The organism is Pelagibacterium mangrovi (assembly GCF_036662815.1).
In the GTDB taxonomy this organism is placed as follows: Bacteria; Pseudomonadota; Alphaproteobacteria; order Rhizobiales; family Devosiaceae; genus Pelagibacterium; species Pelagibacterium mangrovi.
Map to the genome: position 1 here is coordinate 378,115 of NZ_JBAFXA010000001.1, position 19,314 is coordinate 397,428.

Sequence of the window (19,314 nt, forward strand, 5' to 3'; positions counted from 1 at the left end):
TGCACCAGGTGCAGGGCGATAGCGGCGCCAGCGAGCGCGGTGCGATCGACGTTCTGGAAAAGGAAATTGGGGGATTCCCGCCGGGCGCGGGTCTTGATATGCATATGCATAGCCGTTCAGCCTTCTTCTACAAGGATGTGCGGTCAGGCCTTGGATCGGTGTTCCACCACCGGTCCTTGGCCGCCCTAATCGGGCGCCGCGTTGTCGCACTCACCATGACTGCGATGATGCCAATATAGGGCGGCTTTCGCACCCGTCCACTTTGGACAAGAATTATGCTTAACGCTTGTCGATCGCGTTTTCGGACCCGGCAGCAAAATCGTCTATCGGCACGAACCGGGCTTCGTACAGGAGGGTTTCAGTGTCGGATTTGGTGCCTTGGAGGGTCCGATTTGCCCGGGAATCTGCGATAACGCCTCTGGGCGGCAATGAATTATCGCAATGTCATCTTTGCGCCCTCGTTCCGGCCGCTCGACTGACAATTGAGACTTCCCGAAAGCCGACATTGTTTGTGGAGCAACCGAGCGCTAGCAGATTTCTTCGGCGTATGTGTTCGATCCCACGCGGTCCTTCGGAGGAGATTCGAACCGGCATGTTTCGAACGGACTGCGGATGTGTGCGTTATCGACCTTGCTCTTCGGAGCCAGACCGACAGCTCCACGGCCTCAGGGAAGCCGGCAAAAGATCGATCCGTGCCGGTTCGCGAAGCGTAGCCGTATATTATATAGGCCAAGCAGCAATTCCCTATGCATCTAAGCGCCGGCTAAATCAGCAGCTTGTGCAATTGCCGATGCTTAGGGTTAGCGTCTTTCTCATGCGCCGTCGCGATATCTGGAGGGACCGAGGTCCCTCCTGCCAGAACCTTTCAAACCGGTCCCGTGCTGCCGACGGGCCAGACGCTGCGGAGCTTTTCGCCGGCCAGGATACGGGCGCGGCAGCTTGCTTCTGCCTTGCCGTTCTCATCGGCGGCATCCGCAATGGTCTTGACCAGTTCGCGCGGGATGACGACCACGCCACTGATATCGCCGAAGATCACATCGCCGGGCCGGACGCGCACGCCATCGATGTCGAGATCGATATGCGCCTTGGTCGGCTCCATGCGGCCCGACACCCCGACCGGGCTCGTGCCGCGGGCAAAGAGCGGGTAGTCGAGGTGGCGCACCTCGGCCAGATCGCGAACCGTGCCATGGACGACAGTGGCTGCGGCGCCGGCCATCTTGGCGCCGGTGGACATCAATTCGCCGGTGCCCGAGCCCTCCGCGCGGGAGGAATCCACCATCATGATGCCGCCCTTGACCACCCCGTCGATGGCGCCGTGATAGACGTCCTGGGGCTGGCCGATGCGGGTGCTGGGCTCATAAAGCACAGTGACGGCGGGGCCGCAGACCACCTGGCCGGGGGCCAGGGCGCCGAAAAGGGAGATGCCTTTGAGGTGGCCATAAGCGCCGTGCTTGTCCATCACGTCATGGATGTCGCCCGAATACCATTTCGATAGCCGCTCTATCGAGTACCAATCGGTGTCAGCGTAGTCGTAAGTCATAGTTTTTTCCCTTAAAATACGACGTCACCAGGCGGTGAAGCCGCCATCGACCACCACGTTGGAGCCCGTCATGTAGGAGGAGGCATCCGAAAGCAGGAAGCGCACGACGCCGTTATACTCGTCGATTTCGGCCTGTCGGCCCATGGGAACGCGGTCGAGAAAGGCGTCTATAAACTCCTTGTCGAAGCTGGCGGTTTTCACGCCGCCAAAGGAGATGAGATTGACGCGCACCTTTTTCGGCGCCCAGTAGGTGCCCAGATAGCGAGTGAAATTGACCAGGCCGGATTTGGACGCGGCGTAGGACGCAGCCTTGATGAAGGGCACGCCATCGCGCTTTTCGCGATAGGCATAGAGCGCCTGGTTGGGCGAGACCATGCCGTAGATCGAGCCCACATTGATGATTGAGCCGCGCTGTTCGGCGGCCATTACACTGCCGACCACCTGGCTAGTGAGCATGACGCCGGTCAGGTTGGTTTCGATGATCTCGTCCCAGTAATGTTGGGGATAGACCTCGAAGGGGGCGTTCTGTTCAGCCGAGCCGTCAGGCTTGGAATCAATGCCGGCATTGTTGACCAACCCGTGCGGGGCGCCCCAATCGGAAATGACTTTCTGGGTGGCGGCGATGAGCGCCGCCTTGTCGGTAACGCTCGCTTCATAGACGCGGATGTTGTCCGCAACGCCAGGAAACTTGTCGGCGAGCTGCTCGTCCGAGAAGGGGCGGCGCGAGAAGATGGCCACCTTGGCGCCTGCCTGGGCGAGGGATTTGGAAAATTGGGTGCCCAACTGGCCCAAGCCGCCGGTGACGACGATGACGCGGCCTTCTACTGAAAATGGATCATGCATGGAAAAGCTTATCCTATGTGGAGGAGGAGATATCGGGCTGCCGAGACTGGGGCCGACGCCGGGAAATGATGCGGATGAGCGTCCGCACGAGCGGGATCAGAATGACGACACAGACGATGACGCCGAGCCCGGCCGCAACGGGCCGACTAAAAAAGCCGAGAAGATTGCCGTCGGCGATCTGCATTGACATGATGAAGTTGCGCTCAAGGATGGGGCCGAGCACCAGCCCGAGAATGATCGGCGCAAGCGGAAACCGGTTGGCTTCGAGCACATAGGCCACGAGCCCGGCAGCCAGCATCACGCCGATATCGAACAGGGTGTTGTTGATGGCAAACGATCCCACCACGCAGAACACCAGAATGGTGGGAACGATCAGACTGCGCGGAATGGAAAGCACGTAGCGCGCGCCCTTGATGGCGAAATAGCCGATGGGAAGGAGCAAAAGATTGGCCAGGCCGAAGGTGAGGATCACCGCCGTCAGCATTGTGGGGTTATCCACGAAGAGCTGGGGACCGGGATTGAGTCCCTTCATGAACAGGACGCCGATGGCAATGGCGGTCACCGCGTCGCCGGGGATGCCAAAGACCAGAGCCGGCACCCATGCGCTGGAGAGGCCGGCATTGTTCGACGAGCTGGCTTCGACCAAGCCCTCCTCATGACCCGTGCCGAATTTTTCGGGGGTCTTGGAGAACCGCTTGCTCATCCCATAGGAGATCCAGGCGGCCAGATCGCCTCCAATGCCGGGAAGTGCGCCCACCGCTGAGCCTAACGCGGATCCCCGGATGAAACTCCAGGGATATTTGCGGAACATGCCCCACACGCCGGCAAAGGAATTGCTCCAGAAGCTCCCTTTTTCGGGAACAGGCGGAATTGTGCCTGCCGCCGAAAGGCCCCGGAGCAGCTCGGCAAAGGCGAACATGCCGATCATGGTCGGGATGAAGCTCACCCCGCCATATAGGTCGATCACCCCGAAGGTAAAGCGCGGTTGGCCTGAGGTGACATCGAGCCCGACCGTGCTGATGAGCAGACCCAGACACAGCGAGAACAAGCCGCGCGCCGGGGCATTGGTGCTCACCAGAGCCGAGGTCAAGAGCCCCAGCAGAGCCATCCAGAAGAACTCGAAGCTCGAAAAGCTTAATGAGGCGCGCGCCAGGATGGGCGCGCTGAGGAGCAGGACCGCCGCGCCCACCAAACCGCCTGCCGCCGAAAAGACGATGCCGATGCCCATCGCCAATTGCGCCTTGCCCTTTAGGTTGAGTGCGTACGCTTCTTCGACATACGCCGCCGAGGCCGGCGTTCCGGGAATACGCAGCAGCACGCCGGGGATATCGCCAGCGGTGATGGCCATCGCCGTGGTGGCCACAATGGCCGCGATGGCGGCGACCGGGTCCATGTAATAGGTAAGCGGGATCAGCAGCGCCGTTGCCATGGTGGCGCTGAGGCCAGGTATCGCCCCGATAAAAAGGCCATAGATGGAGGCCAGCAGCACGACGATGAGCACTTGGGGCTGAACGACGACCCACAGCGCGGAGACCAGAACGTCAAAACTCATGGGGCTAACCAAGGAATGTCAGAGGGCCGGCGGGCAAGGGCACGTAAAGCAGCCGCTTGAAGGCGAAATAGGCGGCCAGCACCACCACGAGCGCGACGGGCACGGCCGCAACAAGCCGGGCGCCCATGAGCAGCATGAGCGGAACCGCGTATAAAAGTCCGAAGACCGGGAACCCAATGATCGGCATGAGAACGATGCCGAGCACCACCCCAAGGATGGACCATGCCGCAGTTATCAGCGCCCGAGGTCGGCCCTTCCACACTGAAACGTCCACGAGCGGAACACTGCCGGCGGCGCGCAGGCCGCCGATGAAAACGGTCATCCCACACGCGGCCATGAGCAGGCCCAGCAGAATAGGCATCAAGGAGGGACCAAATGTCGTCCCCGGCACCGATGGGATCTGCTGGCCCTGCCAGATCACGAAAAGGGCAAGGAGCACCAAGGCGGCACCAACAATGCGGTCATCGAAACGCATGGCGCTCCTCCCTTTCGAACCTTACTGCGCCAGGCCGACGGCCTGCATGGCGCTCACCAGATCGTCGCGCGAACGCATCACGGTCTGGGTGAAGGTTTCCGCATCCTGATAGGCGACCGAGAAGCCCCGCGATTCCATCATGGCGATGAATTCTTCATCCTGAGTGATCTCGGCCAGAGCCTCGGAGACTTTAGTCACCACTTCCTCGGGGAGGCCTGCCGGACCCGCCACACCGCGGAAGGGCAGCGGCGACCAATCCACGCCCAAGGCTTCCTCTACCGTCGGAATGTCGGGGTAGAGCGAGCTGCGCTCATCGGCCATCAGCATCAGGGTTTTTGCCTCACCGGCGTCGACGAGCGATTGCGCTTCGGCCGGAGAGGTAGAGACGATGGCGATCGCGTTCGCGGCAAGCTGCTGCATTGCAGGAGCCGAGCCATCGGAGGCGACCCAAGGGCCCGCCTGCGGATCGATTTCCAGCCGGTTGAGCAAGCCGGCCCATGCCAGATGGCTCAAGCCGCCCTGATTGGCGCCGGATGCCTTGAGCTGGCCGGGATTGGCCTCGACGGCGTCGATCAGGTCCTGCGTGTTCTCATAGGGCGCATCGGCCCTGACATTGATGCCGATGGCATCGGCATTGAAGCGGCCCAGCAAGGTGAAATTCTCGGGCGCAGCCCCGGGCAGACCCTGAGCTTCGAACATCGTGGTTTCGATGGTGATCACGCCCAGGGTGTAGCCGTCGGGCGCGGAATTGGCGATGGTGATGTGTCCGACCAGACCACCGCCGCCGGTGCGGTTGACGACATTGAACGGCTGGCCGAAGCGTTCCTCGAGTTCCTGCGCTACCGCACGTGCCGTAGCGTCGGTACCGCCGCCGGCCGCCCAGGGCACGATAACCGTAACCGCGCGCTCGGGCCATTCTGCCAAGGCTTGGCCGGCCATTGCGAAGGCGCCGCCCAAGAACAAGGAAGCGGCAAGCGCTGCTTTGAAAGCTTTCATAGAAAATTCCTCCCAAGCTGCCCAGGCTGGCGCGCAGCAATCGATTTTTAAATTAGCCAGCGGAAATGGCTATCTCATGACATAAGTCATATGTCAACTCTTGTCACATGGTTCTGCTCCCCTTATGAGAGACTGGATAGCTCCGGATTCGAAGGCCTCAGATGACCTCGACGAATGCTCAAACACGGGACAAACTGCACACAGCGGTCGCCGCGGCGGTCGAGGAACGCATTTTGGGCGGCGAGCTGCCGGTCGGCGAAAAGCTGCCTTCAGAAAGCGAGTTGGCCCGCGAGTTCGGCGTTTCGACGCGCACCGTGCGCGAGGCAGTGCAAATTCTCGAAACCAAGGGGCTGGTCCGGCGTCGGCACGGGGAACGGACTTCTGTGGTGCGCGCCGATGTGGGGGAATTCCTCGAAACGCTGGCGGTGACGGTTCGACAATTGCTGCGGACCAATCCCCAATATCTGATGGAGGTCATGATCGTTCGGCGCATGATCGAATCCGATGTGATCGATCTCCTGCTCTCGGGTGATAATCTCGATCTTTCTAAGGCCGAGGCCGCGCTGGCGGACATGCGGCGTGCCGGAGACATGCGGGACTATGCGCGCTTTACCGAAGCCGACGCCGCATTCCATCAGGCCCTGGTGGATGCCGCCGGCAACGGGGTCCTTTCGATCGTCTACAACAATCTCCATGGTCTAGTAACCGAAGTCATCCGGGTGACATCGAGCGTTCCCACGAAGTCCTATGATGCGGCTTATGCCGAGCATGTGGATATCTACAACAAGATCAGGGCCGGTGATCTTGAGAGGGCGAAATCGCTGATGCGGGCGCATATCGATAACAGTGCCGAATACCTCAAGGTGGCGATCGAAAAAAGCAAGGCAGAGGCCCGATCCTGATCGAATTAGCTAGGCCAAACGACGGGGTTTTGCGGTTGCAGACCGCATTGCCAAAATGAGATGAGAGGGGAACGAGCTTCCGGCAGGATAAGCAACGCGCCCTCATTTCGGACGTTCCGAGATCCATGCCGCTTTCCAAAAGCGGACCCTGATCCGGTAGCCGGCTCACATCTAGTTTTGATGTGGATTGCTGACGGCAGGTTCCAGGCTCAAGGACGAACGCGGTCACTCGCGACCAATCTCGGTTACCATCGTTCATAGCCTTCGGCAGGTCGCTCTACCCCGGCCAAGCTGGGGCGGAGTGGTTTTTGAAAAGTGCAACGGATCAGGTGGCGCTCTTGTGCGCTAGCCAGTTCAGGATCGTCTGATTGGTTTCCTCCGGCTTTTCCTCCTGGATCCAATGGCCGCAATCGAGGCTGACCACGTCCACATTGGGCACGAAGTCTACCAGTTTTTCAGATTTCGGGATCACATCTCGCTCGCCATAGATCATGAGCGTGGGCTGATGGATGATCGGATCCACGTCCGCCAGCAGATGCCAGTTGCGGTCAAGGTTCCGATACCAGTTGATGCTTCCTGTGAACCCGGTCTTCTCGAAGGCAGAAACGAAAACGGCCAATTCACGGTCGCTCATAACGGGTTCGCCGAGCGGCGCTTCCGCTCTGGCTAGGTTGATCATAGCCATGCCCGGCTCGGGCGCCTGGAGGGGCAGGTTTTTCCGGTACAAATTGCACAGGAAGCGGAACGTATTCCCGTCCAGTATGGCGTCCGCGACACCTGGTTGCCGATTGAAATGGACGAAATAATAATCGCCGCCCAAGATTAGCTCGAGAACCTCGATCCAGGGCCTGTCGCCACGTTCCTGGTAAGGCAGGCTCAGGTTGATTACTTTGTTGACGCGGCCGGGATGCAGCAGGGTCAGTCCCCAGACCACCATCGCACCCCAATCATGACCGATGAAGGTGGCATCCTGGTATCGGTAGTGATCGAGCAGCCCGACGAGATCGCCCGTCAGATGTTCGATGTCGTAGGCCGTGACGTCGGCCGGACGGGACGAATTGCCATAACCGCGCTGATTGGGGACGATGACGTGGTAGCCCGCTGCGACAAGGGCGGGCAGCTGATGGCGCCAGGAAAAGGCGTACCCTGGCCAGCCGTGACAAAGTACAATAGGTTTTCCCTTGTTCTCTTTGCCTGCCTCGAAGACTTCGAGTTCTACATTATTGACTGCGACGAGGTTGGGTTCGGGAAAGTCGATTGTATCAAGCATTGATTATCCGCCTTGGAACATGTGCAGCAGTTGACTAAGAGCGAATGGTGCCAGGATTTGACACCATTGAATGGCAACGTTGCCCAATGACAGCTCGCCTCCGACAAGACGCCATAGTGCGCAGCCTTCGCCGCAACGGCACTTCCACGATTGCTGCTTTAGCGGCGGACGTTGGCGCGTCGAGGCGCACGGTGTTGCGTGACATCGTCGCCCTGCGCGAGGAGGGCTTCGTCATTCACTCTGAACCCGGTCGCGGCGGCGGCCTGAAACTCGACCCCCGATCGATCCAGACCACGGCGCGGCTCTCGGTCGCCGAGGTCTTTGCGCTGCTGATCAGCGTTACATCAATGTGGGCCGCCAGGAATTTTCCCTTTTCGGGTCTCGCAGATGCTGGACTTGCCAAGATCGAAAGGGCATTGCCTTCTGACAAGTTGCGCGACCTGCGCCGGCTTCTCGATTGCCTTTATATCGGGCAACTTTCACCTCAGGTGGACATCTCGAACATGGGGGAGATGGACTCGGCTCTGCTTCCCGCATTCGAGGCGACATTTCTGCAAAGGCGATATTTGCGCATCCAATACAAAGACGCAAATGGCGCTGTATCCAACCGAAATGTTGAACCACAAGCCATGCTGATCTTGCCGCCTCTCTGGTATTTAGTGGCCTGGGATCCGGCGCGCCAGGACTTCCGGCATTTTCGGATGGACCGGATCAGCCAGCCGGCAGTCGACGAGGGCGCAACTTTTCAGCGGCGACACGTGCCGTTCGAGGATCACGTTCACCCGGTTCATGATTTATCGCGCTAAACGTCGCATCATGGGACGGCAGCTTGAAGCCATCTCACCGGCAGATTGCACCCCTTAAATTTTTGCGCGCCCGTCTCTAGGCCTAGGCACAGCTTCGTCACCCCAAACGCCATGCGCCGTTTGACATTTCCAAGAGTTCTAGAATACTAGCACTTTGAAGAATTGGGAGGTGGAAGTGGTTGGGTCGAATCCCTCGGCGGAGCGGCGGGAGCGATCAGGTGTTTCGGTCGTCAGCGACCGGGCGCGCGATGAGGGGTGCGAGCGCTGCATCGTCATCGGCTCGTTCCTCGCCGCGCTTTCGGCGTCGGCGCTGGGCGTTGCCCTTCACCTTCTCGGAATGACCGATCATGGATGGAGTGGCCTGGCGCTGTCGTGCTCGGCCACCGCAATCGTCGGCATTTTCACGCTTTTTTATCTCCGTGCCGAAGGCCGCAAGAGCGGGAAGAACCGCTCATCGGCCGAAGGCACGGGCAGCTTGCAAGATTGGCAGGACCAGCGATGGCAATGATTGAACCCCTCGCCGCCGACACACGGCCGTCAAATATTCGGGAGACGTCGGGCGATAGCCATGCGGTGACCGTGAGGCAGCAGAATTTTTCCGTGGCCTATAATTTCCCGGTGGTGTTCTATCGTGGCATTTTCAAGCCGGACAACACCGCGCTGGTCGAAACCCTGCGGCGCCTCGAACCCCATCGTCGCCACAAGGTGTTGATTTTCGCCGATCAGGGCGTTCTGGCTTCGCGCGATACGCTTGCTGACGAGATCGGACGATATGCCGAGCGTCACCGGGCTCATATCGAACTCGTTACCGCTCCCGTGCCGGTCGAGGGCGGGGAAAGCATCAAGGGCGGAATCGAAAAGATCGTCGAGATGCAGCGCCTGATGGTCGAGCACCATATCGACAGGCATTCTTATGTCATCGCCATCGGCGGGGGCGCCGTCCTCGATGCGGTGGGGCTGGCGGCGGCGACCGCGCATCGGGGAATTCGGCACATTCGCATTCCCACCACCGTCTTGTCGCAAAACGATTCCGGCGTGGGCGTGAAAAACGGCGTCAATCTCTTCGGCTCCAAGAACTTTTTCGGCACCTTCGCGCCGCCCTTCGCGGTCTTCAACGATTACGATTTCATCGAGAGCCTGCCCGAGCGCGAAAAGCGTTCGGGCATCGCCGAGGCGGTCAAGGTGGCGCTGATCCGCGATGGCGTGTTCTTCGAATGGCTCGAAGCATCGGTTGGCGAACTTGCCCGGTTCGATGCGCAGGCCATGGCCTATATGATCCAGCGTTGCGCCGAATTGCACATGCGCCAGATCGGGCAGGGCGGGGATCCGTTTGAAACGGGCACGGCGCGGCCGCTCGATTTCGGGCATTGGGCCGCCCATCGTCTCGAAATGCTGACCGGCTTTTCGGTGCGCCATGGCGAGGCTGTCGCGATCGGCATCGCGCTCGATACCGAATATGCGGTTCTCGCCGGCCTTCTGCCGCCCCAGGCCAATGAGCGGGTTCGCAACGTGCTGCTCGGGCTGGGCTTTTCGCTCTGGCATCCCATGCTCGAAAAGGAAGAAGGCGGCCAAAGCCGGCTGCTCGAGGGGCTGCGCGAATTTAGGGAGCATCTGGGGGGCGAACTCACCATCACCCTCATCGAGGCGCTCGGCACCGGGCTCGAAGTCCATGAGATCGACGCCGAAAAGATGGTTCAGGCCATCGCCAATCTCAAGTCGCGGGCAGGTGCGTGATGAAGCTTTCCGGCTCGCAGGATCTGGGGCAGTTGACCTATTGCACCAACATTCACAAAGGCGAAACCTGGCCCGAAACGCTCGCCGCGTTGCGGGAAAACGTCCCAAGCATCAGGGCCGAGGTCGCGGGCGAAGTGCCGTTCGGCATCGGGCTCCGCCTCTCCGCGGCGGCAACGCGCGATCTGGCCGATGGCGCGGCGCTCGATGAGCTCAAGGCGTTCCTCGCCGAGAACAACGCCTATGTCTTCACCATCAACGGCTTCCCTTTCGGGGATTTCCACGGCGTTCGGGTCAAGGAAAACGTCTATAGCCCTGATTGGGCCGATCCCGATCGCCTCGACTATACCAATTGGTTGGCCGACCTTCTCGCCGAGCTCCTGCCCGATGGAATGACCGGCAGCATCAGCACGGTGCCGGGCACGTTTGCGCCCTGGGCCGAAAATGGTGTCGAGGGCATCGTTTCCAACCTCGTGCGCAACGCCGCCCATCTGGTCGAGCTTCGCCGGCGGACGGGCCGGCACATCACGCTGGCGCTCGAACCCGAGCCCTGCTGCATGCTTGAAACCATCGCAGAGGCCATCGATTTTTTCACCGCCCATCTCTATTCGGATGCGGCGGCGCGCCAGCTTGCCGAGTTGACGGGCCTGTCGCACGAGGATGCGGCCAGGGCGCTGCGCGAGCATCTTGGGCTTTGCTACGATGTCTGTCACGCGGCGATCGAATTTGAGGACCCGCAGGGCTCGATTGCGGCCCTTCGCGCCGCCGGCATCCCCATTTTCAAGCTGCAACTCAGCTCCGCGCTGCGCTTTGCCTCGGTGGATTCCGACACGGCGGCGCTGCTGGCGCCCTTTGCCGAGCCCACCTATCTCCATCAGGTGGTTGGACAAAAGGGCGCGTCGCTCGACAAATGGCTCGATCTGGGCCCGGCGCTCGAAGATATCGACAAGGCCATCGGCAGCGAGTGGCGTGTGCATTTCCACGTGCCGGTTTTCCTTGAGGATATGGGCGCATTCGGTACGACGCAGGCTTTTCTGCGCGAGATATTGGCGCTCCACAGGCAGCATCCGATTTCCGGACATCTGGAGGTCGAAACCTACACCTGGGATGTCCTGCCCGAGCAATATCGCGGCCAGCCCATGAGCAAGGCGATTGCGCGCGAGCTCAACTGGGTGCGCAAAGAGTTGCAGCAATGAGGGTTGCGACGGCCTTGCGGCTGGGGCGGGTTTCCAATTTGCCCACGGTCCTCACCAACGCGATGGCCGGAATGGCGCTCGCCGGGGCAGGGGTCGCGCCCACATCGCTCGCGCTCGTCACCTGTGGCGCTGGGCTTGCCTATGTGGCCGGCATGTTCCTCAACGATGCTTTCGACGCCCCGTTCGATGCGGTCAGCCAACCCTTCCGGCCGATCCCCGCCGGTCTGGTGGGCCGAGGCGAAGTGTTCGCCTGGGGTTATGGAATGTTGGGCGCGGCGCTCGTGCTTCTCGTTTTGGCGGGAGCCATGGCTGGCACCGCCTGGCAGGTGGGGATCGCCGGGCTGGCGCTCGTGGCAACCATTGTCGCCTACAACAGCAACCACAAGGAAAACGCCTTTGGCCCCGTGCTGATGGGGCTGTGCCGGGTGATGGTCTATGTCGCTGCCGCCCTGTCGGTCGTCGCTTCGCCCAGCCCGGCGCTCTGGCTGGGGGCCGTGCTCCTCATGGCCCATGTGATGGGGTTGACCTTCATCGCCAAGCAGGAGGGCGCTGGTCTTGTCGGCCGGCTATGGCCGCTCCTCGCCCTGGCGGTGGCGCCCATTTACGGGGTGTTCCTCGGTCTCGGCCAACCGGCCTTGCTGCTGATCGTCGCCGCGCTCATCGCCGCCGATATCGTGGCCATCGGCTACACAAGGGCCCGTCCAAAGCCGCAATTCGGCCGCGCCATACCGCTGCTCATCGCCGCCATTCCGCTGCTCGATGCGATGCTGATCGCCAGCCAGGGGCATATGGAACTGGCGCTGCTGGCGTGCCTGGGCTTTCCGCTGACGCTGATGCTGCAAAAATGGGTGCGCGGAACCTAGAGCGTTTCCGCGCAATCCCTCGTCAGCCGAACACGTGGTCGAGCACCAGTTTCTTGAAGCCGGTCGCGGCGACCGGGCCTTCGGGCAGCAGGTCGGGGCGGGTGGAAATCACCAGCGGCCCATCCTCTTCCCGGTCGGTGATACGGCCATGCGAGCCTTTGACCAGATCGGTGCGGTTGACCGAGATGATATCGAGCAGCCCCCGGAAGCCGAGCTTGCGCTTGCCGATTTTCCAGATGGTCTGCAGCTTGGGAAGCGCCAGGTCGGGGTCGATGAACAGTTCGACCGGGTCGTATCCGGGCTTGCGGTGGATATCAACGGTCGCCGCGTAGTCGGGCGCCTTGGCGTCGTCGAGCCAATAGTAATAGGAAAACCAGCGGTCGGCCTTGGAGATGGCCACCAGCTCTCCCGAGCGCGGGTGATCGAGGCCGGCGGCCCGCTTGCCTTCGTCATCGAGCACGGTTTCCACCCCATCCAGCCCGGCGATGAGGCGCGAGACCGTTTCGATATCGTTGGGATCGCGGACATAGACATGGGCCAATTGGTGATCGGGCACCGCGAAGGCGCGCGAGGCACCGTGGTCGATCACTTCCCGCCCCATTTCATCGCGCCAGGCGATAAGTCCGGCTTCGCGCAGGGCGCGATTGATGTGCACGGCGTCGGTCACCGGGGTGATGCCATATTCGGAGACGATGATCACCTCGCGCCCCTCGCGCTCGGCCTGTTCGATCAGGGGCGCGATGGCGGCGTCGACATCGCGGAGCGATTGCTGGACGCGCGGGTGGGCGAGGTCGGGGCCGAAGCGCTGGATGTCGTAATCGAGGTGGGGGATATACACGAGGGTCAGCGTCGGGACGCGGCTCTCGTTGACATATTGGGTCGCCCCCACGATCCAGTCGGTGGATTTGAGGCTTGCCGTGGGTCCCCAATAGTTGAACAGCGGGAAGGTGCCCAGGCGGGCGTTCAGTTCATCACGCAGGCTGCCGGGCTGGGTGTAGTGATCGGGCACCTTACGCCCGTCGGCCGGATACATGGGGCGAGGCGTCGCTGTCCAGTCGGCGCTCGAATACATATTGTACCACCAGAACATCTTGGCGCAGGTGAAATCGGGGTCGATCTTGCGCCCTGCGTCCCAGATCATCTCGCCATCCAGCAGATGGTCGGATTGTTTCCACAGCGCCACATCCGAGGTTTCGCGGAAATACCAGCCATTGGCGACGGCGCCGTGGCCGGATGGGGTAAGCCCCGTCATCAGCGTCGCCTGAACCGAGCAGGTGACGGCCGGTGTGATCGTTGTAAGCGGCCGCTGGCCCCCGCGACGGGCGAGGCTTGCGATATTGGGCGTGTGTTCGCCCACGAGTGAAGGCGTGAGGCCGACGACGAGGATGACGAGTGTTTTTTTCATGGGGGCCTAAGGACGTCATGGACGGGTGTGATTGGTTATACTAGTATACAAATACGGAGGAGGTCCAATGGGTTCGACTGAAAATATTGCGGGAAACAGCGCGGATCTGATCGTGCGCTGGCTCGAACGGTCCGTTGATCGTCCGGTTGCCGAATGGCTGGCCGAGGCGCGGTCCAAGGCGCCTGGCATGACCTTCAGCCAGATCGAGCAGGCGCTGGCGCTGGCCGGTCGTAAGGTGGGTAAAAGCGCTCTGGCGCCGAGCGAAAGCGACCTTGCGGAGGCCGATGCAGTTCGTCCCGGCTGGAACCCGCGCTCATGGACCCTGGCCGACGCGGCACGCACCTCGATCCTTCTGTCGCTGGTCGGCGATCAGGAAGCTTTCGGCGACATTTACAAGAATTTGTGCCGCACCGCCGATCTGGCGACCCTGCTCGGTCTCTACAGGGCGCTGCCCTTGTTCCCGGTCAGCCAGACACTCGATTGGCAGATCGGGGAGGGGCTCCGCACCTCGATCCAGGCGGTCTTTGAAGCCATCGCCCATGATAATCCCGTGCCGGCCGAGATTTTTTCGGAACACCGCTGGAATCACATGGTGCTCAAGGCGCTGTTCATCGATTCCACTCTTGGCCCCATCGTCGGGCTGGACGAGCGGCGCAACGTCGCGCTGGCGGCGACGCTTGTCGATCATGTGCATGAACGCCGCGCCGCCGGTCGCGCCGTCGATCTCCAGGTCTGGCGGTGCATCGCTCCGTTCGCGGAAGGTGCGGTTCTCGACGATATCGTCCCGCTGATCGAAAGCGCCGATCGCGGCGAACGGTTTGCCGCCACCCTCTGTCTGGTGGAAAGTCCCGATCCTGCGGCACACCGCCTGCTCGACGCGCTGGCGGCCGAGCAGCAGGCCGTCGCATCGGGCTCGGTCACCTGGCAAACGCTCGCCGCCTGAGCTGTCGGCGAGAAAAACTTCAACTTCGGGAATTCAAATGTTTATCGATGCCCACGCCCACATGATTTCGCGCACCACCGACGACTATCAGGCCATGGCCGCCGCGGGCGTCGTTGCGCTGATCGAGCCGTCATTCTGGATTGGGCAGCCGCGCACCTATGTTGGTTCTTACGTCGATTATCTTTCCCACATCGTCGGCTTCGAGCGTTTCCGCGCCTCCCAGTTCGGCATCCGGCACTACTGCACCATCGGGCTCAATTCCAAAGAGGCCAACAATGAAGCGCTGGCCGAAGGGGTGATGGAAATTCTCCCAGGCTTCGCGCTCAAGGAGGGCGTCGTGGCCATCGGCGAGATCGGCTATGACGAGCAGACGCCGCTCGAAGACAAATATTTCCGCGCCCAGCTCGAACTGGCCAAGGAACTCGATCTGCCCGTGATGGTCCACACTCCGCACCGGGACAAGAAAAAGGGTACGATCAAATCCATGGAGGTCTGCCTCGAACATGGGCTGGACCCCACCAAGGTGGTGATCGACCACAACAATGAAGAAACGATCGAGGACGTTCTCGATCGCGGGTTCTGGGCGGCATTCTCGATCTATCCCTCGACCAAGATGGGCAATGTCAGGATGGTCGAACTGCTCAAGACATATGGCGGCGATCAGGTGATCCTGGATTCGGCGACCGATTGGGGTATTTCCGATCCCCTGGCCGTGCCCAAAACCGCGCAATTGGCGCGCGAGAGCGGCGTCTCGGAAGAAGCGATCAAAAAGGCGACATATGCCAATGCGCTGGCGGCCTACGGCCAATCGGGGCAGATGAGCGAAGCCGATTGGGCCGAGGGCATCAGCGTCGATCAGACCCAGCTTCACGAGGGCAATTCAATCCTGAGGGGTGGGCGTCAGCCGGTGATCGGTGATGTGAAGGCCGGCGCCAACAAGCTCATCATCGAGTGATGGCCATCACTTCGCCCGAGTCGTTCGGGGATGCGCTGGACGAGTTGATCACCGGCGTCGATGATCGCGGCAAGTTCTACCCCATCGAAAAGCTTGAGGCCCATCGCGCCAGCATCAGGCATCTGGCCATATCGGTCTTTCTTTTCCAGGGTGGCGGGCTGCTGTTGCAGCAACGCGCGGCGACCAAATATCACGCCCCGCTGCTCTGGGCCAATTCTGCCTGCTCACACCCGCGCTGGCAGGAAAGCCCCGACGCTTGCGTCGTGCGAACCCTCCATCGCGAGCTGGGGATTGAAATCGCGACTCAGGCGGTCGCACGCACTTATTACGAGGCGCAGGTCGGGGCGCTTTTCGAAAACGAGCTCGTCGATTGCTATCGCGGGCAACTGCCCGCCGATTGCGCCTTGGACACTGCCCAGCCGCAGGAAGTTGCGAAACTGAGAATCGTTGGTCTCGACGAGATCGAAAACGACGTGAAAACCCATCCCGAGCGCTATGCGCCCTGGTTCAGGATTTACGTCGAAACCGGGCTCGTGGCTGCCCTGTTCGAAGCCTGATTCCGGGGCAGCCCGCTCGATTGCCGGGCAAATCTTTCCCCGCCATCGCGATATTTATCATTTTCCGGTGATCGAGCCGCTTGCGCGGAACAGGTTCGTACTCTAGTATTCCAGTAACGAAAGCCCAGAGGAGGAAATCATGAAGCTTTCACGTCGCGCATTCGATGCGCTCATCTTGAGTGGTGCTGCCGCTACGGCTCTCTCGCTTGGACTCGCCGCTCCGGCGCTGGCCCAAGACGCGGGCCAGTCGCACCTGGGCATCCCGGTCGAAAAGATCGGTCTTGTCGGGTTCACCGTTCGCTCGCAGATCGGCGAGGACCCCCGCGGCACGCTCCAGGCCGTGACCGAATGCGGTATCGAGAACATCGAGTTCTCGGGCCCCAATTTCGATGGTCCCGTCCCCAGCTTCCAGGGCGTCGAAGTTCCGGCGATCCAGGAATTTGCCGAGGAATTCGGCTTCAACGTGCCCTCGCTCGGCGTCAACGCCGAACACCTCACCGATCAGCTCGATCAGGTGATCGAAGCCGCCCAGACCGTCGGCGCGACCTATGTCCGCATCAGCGGTGGTCCGGACGAAGGTGAAGATGCCACGGCTTACTACACCGACCTGGCCGCCATGCTCAACGAAGCCGGTGCGGGTCTGAGCGAAGCCGGCATCACCGTTGCCTACCACAACCACGGCCACGAGTTCGAAGATCTCGGCAATGGCCAGTCGGGCTACGACATCCTTCTGAGCGAAACCGATCCCGAACTCGTCTCGTTCGAGCTCGACCTCTACTGGGCGATCATCGGCGCAGCCGACGCCGTGGAACTGATCGAAGCAAATCCGGGCCGTTTCCCGCTGCTTCACGTCAAGGATGCCCAGAACGTCACCAATGCCGAGGGCGCCGAAGAAATCACCTTCGCCACTGTTGGCAAGGGCTTCATCAACTTCCAGGAGGTCTTCGATCTCAGCGACGTCGCGGGCGTTGATTACTACTTCATCGAGAATGATCGTCCCGAGCCCGATGGGGTCACCTCGGCCTGTGAAGGTTATGCGTACCTCACTGCCGAAACCGATCCGAACTGATTGACTGGTCTGGCGCGGCTGCCATTAGCCGCCGCGTCAGTCTCAATCATCCGGTTGCCTCCGAACTTCCCCGATAGCCGCCTCTCGCAGGCGGCTATCGTCGTTTGTAGGAGGTGTCGGGTGGCAACCGCTAGATGATATCGAGCGCCGAGCGCACGTGCTTGTCCATGCACTGGACGGCAAGCTCGACATCGCCCGCCTTTATGGCCTCGATAATGTCGAGATGCTCGCGATAGGCGATGCCGGCCCGTCCGGGTATGGCGCTTTGCAGCCGCATTCTTGCCCGGTCCACATGGGTCTTGCTCGACAGCACCAATTGCCACGCCTCGGGAACGCCAGCCACTTCGGCGAGCAGGGCGTGGAATCTTTCGTCGACCTCGAAGAACCCGATATAGTCGTCACGGCTCGAACACTGTTCCTGCAAGGCGAGGACATTGAGGAACGGGCCGATGTCGAACGGGCGCATGCCCGCCAGTCGACGGACGACAGCGGTTTCGAGGGCGCTACGGCAAAAGACGGCGGAAAATATCTTCTTTTGATCGATCGGGGCGACGATGGAGCCGACCTGGGGACGGGTCTCGACGAGCCCTTCCTTGGCCAATTGCTGCATGGCGGCACGAAGCGGGGTCCGGCTGACGCCGATGATCTCGGCAAATTTCGCTTCATAGATCGGCGTGCCCGGGCCAATCCGATTCTGCACGATTATTTTGCGCATCAGATCGTAGATCTGGGGCGCCATCGACCGCGTGAAGTCGATCCTGGCATCGCCGAGCGCTTCGACATAGCGTTCTTCGACCGATCTCCTGTCGTCCATTACCTTGGCCACTGACAATCCTTTCCCCAGCTATAGGTATTCACGTTCCCTCCGGTATTTTCTTGGTCGAAGCAGGGTCGATACAATCGTCCCGCCGGTTCTCCGACTTTGGTCTTATGATCTAGCCCGATGTGTCGTAGTATTCAACTTGCCCATGCCCCGCGCGTGTCCGTTTCCCAGTGGTTTTGGGCAGTGTTCTTGGAAAATTATTTCCGTGCGGGGCGGGTGCCATGGGCTCCAAAGTTTGGGGTTGCGGCTTGAAACTCAGTCGGTGTATGCTAGTATCCTAGTGAGAACGTCGGGGTCTGTCAGCCCCTGACACTACCCGGGAGGAAAAATATGAAGAAATTTTCATTGGTGACCGCAATCGCGGTCGCGGCTATTTCGGCGACCGCCGTGTCGTCCTTCGCCCAGGAGTGGGCGCCCGATCGTCCCATCAACATCATCGTGCCGTGGGGCGCCGGCGGTGCTACCGATCAGGTGACGCGCGTCACCGCGCCGATTCTGGCCGAGCAGCTCGGCACCGACGTCGTCGTGGTCAACCAGCCCGGTGCCTCGGGCGCCGTGGGCACGCAGGAAGTTCTGGCTTCCGAACGTGACGGCTACACGCTGCTCGCGACCGGCGTTGCCGACGCCGCCACCTATGCGGTGACCGGCCTTATCGAAGGCACGACGATCGACGACTGGCACCTTTATCTCAGCGTTGCCAACGTTTCGGTCATCAGCGTGCCCGCCGACAGCCCCTACGAGGATTTCGGCCAGCTTCTGGCTGCGTTCCAGGAAGATGGCGCCGGCATCACCGTTGCCACCGCCGGCATCAGCTCGGCAGGCGGTACGGCTATCGCGACCTTGGGCGAAGCCGGTGGGTTTGAGTACAATCTGGTCGCCTATGAAGGCGGCGGACCGGCCACGATCGCTACGGCATCGGGCGAATCCATGGTCACCACCCAGTTGGCCGGCGAACAGGCCGAACTGATCCGCGGTGGCCGTCTGCGTGCCCTGGCCGTGCTTTCGGACCAGCCGCTGACCATCGAAGGCGTGGCCCCGATTCCGCCGGTGACCGAATGGCTGCCGGAAATCGAAATCTCCTACAACTACTTCGGCGTCCTGGCTCCCAAGGGCATCCCCGAAGACGTGATTGCTACGCTCGATGGAATTTGGGGCGAGTCGGTCGCCAATTCCGAACAGCTCCAGAGCTACGCTGAAACCGCTGGTGCGCTCTTTACGCCGGCTTACGGCGCCGAGGCCCGTGAAATGGTTTCCGCTACTGTCGTCGCGCAGGCTTGCGCGGCTGTCGATCGCGGCGATGCGGTCAACGATCCTTCGACGATCGGTGTGGACTGCGAAGCCGGGACCGAAACCCCGCTGCAGTAAACTCTATCCAGGGCCGGGGGAAA

General features: G+C 61.1%; 19 protein-coding genes. 11 read left to right on the top strand and 8 right to left on the bottom strand.

Features of this window, described 5'->3' with window-relative positions; all coding sequences use genetic code 11:
* Positions 1-865 precede the first annotated feature (865 nt).
* From V4T21_RS01830 to V4T21_RS01850, 5 genes are read right to left on the bottom strand one after another with little or no spacing between them, the layout of a single operon-like run.
* The gene (locus V4T21_RS01830) at positions 866-1,540 is read right to left on the bottom strand and encodes an RraA family protein (protein ID WP_332712210.1); all 675 of its coding nucleotides are present in this window, start codon (positions 1,538-1,540) and stop codon (positions 866-868) included.
* A 24-nt stretch (positions 1,541-1,564) separates the two neighbouring features.
* A complete protein-coding gene (locus V4T21_RS01835; RefSeq protein WP_332712213.1) occupies positions 1,565-2,383 on the bottom strand; it encodes an SDR family oxidoreductase in 819 nt (272 codons plus the stop codon).
* A gap of 13 nt (positions 2,384-2,396) precedes the next feature.
* Complete coding sequence (locus tag V4T21_RS01840) at positions 2,397-3,935, bottom strand: tripartite tricarboxylate transporter permease (RefSeq protein ID WP_332712215.1); 1,539 nt, start codon at positions 3,933-3,935, stop codon at positions 2,397-2,399.
* 4 nt (positions 3,936-3,939) lie between these two features.
* On the bottom strand, positions 3,940-4,410 hold the full coding sequence (locus tag V4T21_RS01845) for a tripartite tricarboxylate transporter TctB family protein (protein ID WP_332712218.1): 471 nt from the start codon (positions 4,408-4,410) through the stop codon (positions 3,940-3,942).
* 21 nt (positions 4,411-4,431) lie between these two features.
* Positions 4,432-5,406, bottom strand: coding sequence for a tripartite tricarboxylate transporter substrate binding protein (locus tag V4T21_RS01850; RefSeq protein ID WP_332712220.1), 975 nt, complete (start codon positions 5,404-5,406; stop codon positions 4,432-4,434).
* Positions 5,407-5,567: 161 nt separating this feature from the next.
* Here V4T21_RS01850 and V4T21_RS01855 point away from each other — a divergent pair, with 161 nt between their 5' ends.
* Entirely contained in the window at positions 5,568-6,308 is a 741-nt protein-coding gene (locus V4T21_RS01855) for a FadR/GntR family transcriptional regulator (protein WP_332712223.1), read from the top strand.
* Between the two features lie 325 nt (positions 6,309-6,633).
* Here the strand turns inward: V4T21_RS01855 and V4T21_RS01860 are convergent, their stop codons facing one another.
* Positions 6,634-7,578: an alpha/beta fold hydrolase gene (locus tag V4T21_RS01860; RefSeq protein ID WP_332712226.1), complete on the bottom strand. Its 945-nt coding sequence runs from the start codon at positions 7,576-7,578 to the stop codon at positions 6,634-6,636.
* A gap of 86 nt (positions 7,579-7,664) precedes the next feature.
* On the opposite strand from V4T21_RS01860, the gene V4T21_RS01865 reads away from it, so the two are divergent.
* The 5 genes from V4T21_RS01865 to V4T21_RS01885 all read left to right on the top strand — a co-directional run bounded on the left by V4T21_RS01865 (position 7,665) and on the right by V4T21_RS01885 (position 12,174).
* Positions 7,665-8,384, top strand: coding sequence for a helix-turn-helix transcriptional regulator (locus V4T21_RS01865; protein ID WP_332712229.1), 720 nt, complete (start codon positions 7,665-7,667; stop codon positions 8,382-8,384).
* Positions 8,385-8,559: 175 nt separating this feature from the next.
* Positions 8,560-8,892 (top strand): hypothetical protein, encoded by a 333-nt coding sequence (locus V4T21_RS01870; RefSeq protein WP_332712232.1) that lies wholly within the window; start codon positions 8,560-8,562, stop codon positions 8,890-8,892.
* Positions 8,883-10,118: a 3-dehydroquinate synthase gene (locus V4T21_RS01875; RefSeq protein ID WP_332712235.1), complete on the top strand. Its 1,236-nt coding sequence runs from the start codon at positions 8,883-8,885 to the stop codon at positions 10,116-10,118. Before V4T21_RS01870 ends, V4T21_RS01875 begins: the two co-directional genes overlap by 10 nt.
* Positions 10,118-11,311: a metabolite traffic protein EboE gene (gene eboE / locus V4T21_RS01880; RefSeq protein ID WP_332712238.1), complete on the top strand. Its 1,194-nt coding sequence runs from the start codon at positions 10,118-10,120 to the stop codon at positions 11,309-11,311. Before V4T21_RS01875 ends, eboE begins: the two co-directional genes overlap by 1 nt.
* Positions 11,308-12,174: a UbiA family prenyltransferase gene (locus V4T21_RS01885; RefSeq protein WP_332712241.1), complete on the top strand. Its 867-nt coding sequence runs from the start codon at positions 11,308-11,310 to the stop codon at positions 12,172-12,174. The genes eboE and V4T21_RS01885 overlap by 4 nt, the downstream gene beginning before the upstream one ends.
* 22 nt (positions 12,175-12,196) lie before the next feature.
* Here the strand turns inward: V4T21_RS01885 and V4T21_RS01890 are convergent, their stop codons facing one another.
* Positions 12,197-13,579 (bottom strand): alkaline phosphatase family protein, encoded by a 1,383-nt coding sequence (locus V4T21_RS01890; RefSeq protein WP_332712244.1) that lies wholly within the window; start codon positions 13,577-13,579, stop codon positions 12,197-12,199.
* A gap of 67 nt (positions 13,580-13,646) precedes the next feature.
* Between V4T21_RS01890 and V4T21_RS01895 the strand changes: the two genes are divergently transcribed.
* The 4 genes from V4T21_RS01895 to V4T21_RS01910 all read left to right on the top strand — a co-directional run bounded on the left by V4T21_RS01895 (position 13,647) and on the right by V4T21_RS01910 (position 17,103).
* On the top strand, positions 13,647-14,522 hold the full coding sequence (locus V4T21_RS01895) for an EboA domain-containing protein (protein WP_332712246.1): 876 nt from the start codon (positions 13,647-13,649) through the stop codon (positions 14,520-14,522).
* Between the two features lie 37 nt (positions 14,523-14,559).
* Positions 14,560-15,477, top strand: a complete 918-nt coding sequence (locus tag V4T21_RS01900; protein ID WP_332712248.1) for a TatD family hydrolase — start codon at positions 14,560-14,562, stop codon at positions 15,475-15,477.
* Positions 15,477-16,034: an isopentenyl-diphosphate Delta-isomerase gene (locus V4T21_RS01905; RefSeq protein WP_332712251.1), complete on the top strand. Its 558-nt coding sequence runs from the start codon at positions 15,477-15,479 to the stop codon at positions 16,032-16,034. The genes V4T21_RS01900 and V4T21_RS01905 overlap by 1 nt, the downstream gene beginning before the upstream one ends.
* A 139-nt stretch (positions 16,035-16,173) precedes the next feature.
* On the top strand, positions 16,174-17,103 hold the full coding sequence (locus tag V4T21_RS01910) for a sugar phosphate isomerase/epimerase family protein (protein ID WP_332712253.1): 930 nt from the start codon (positions 16,174-16,176) through the stop codon (positions 17,101-17,103).
* A gap of 130 nt (positions 17,104-17,233) precedes the next feature.
* On the opposite strand, the gene V4T21_RS01915 is transcribed toward V4T21_RS01910, so the two are convergent.
* The gene (locus tag V4T21_RS01915; RefSeq protein ID WP_332712255.1) at positions 17,234-17,929 is read right to left on the bottom strand and encodes a GntR family transcriptional regulator; all 696 of its coding nucleotides are present in this window, start codon (positions 17,927-17,929) and stop codon (positions 17,234-17,236) included.
* Between the two features lie 327 nt (positions 17,930-18,256).
* Here V4T21_RS01915 and V4T21_RS01920 point away from each other — a divergent pair, with 327 nt between their 5' ends.
* On the top strand, positions 18,257-19,291 hold the full coding sequence (locus tag V4T21_RS01920; protein ID WP_332712258.1) for a Bug family tripartite tricarboxylate transporter substrate binding protein: 1,035 nt from the start codon (positions 18,257-18,259) through the stop codon (positions 19,289-19,291).
* Positions 19,292-19,314 lie beyond the last annotated feature (23 nt).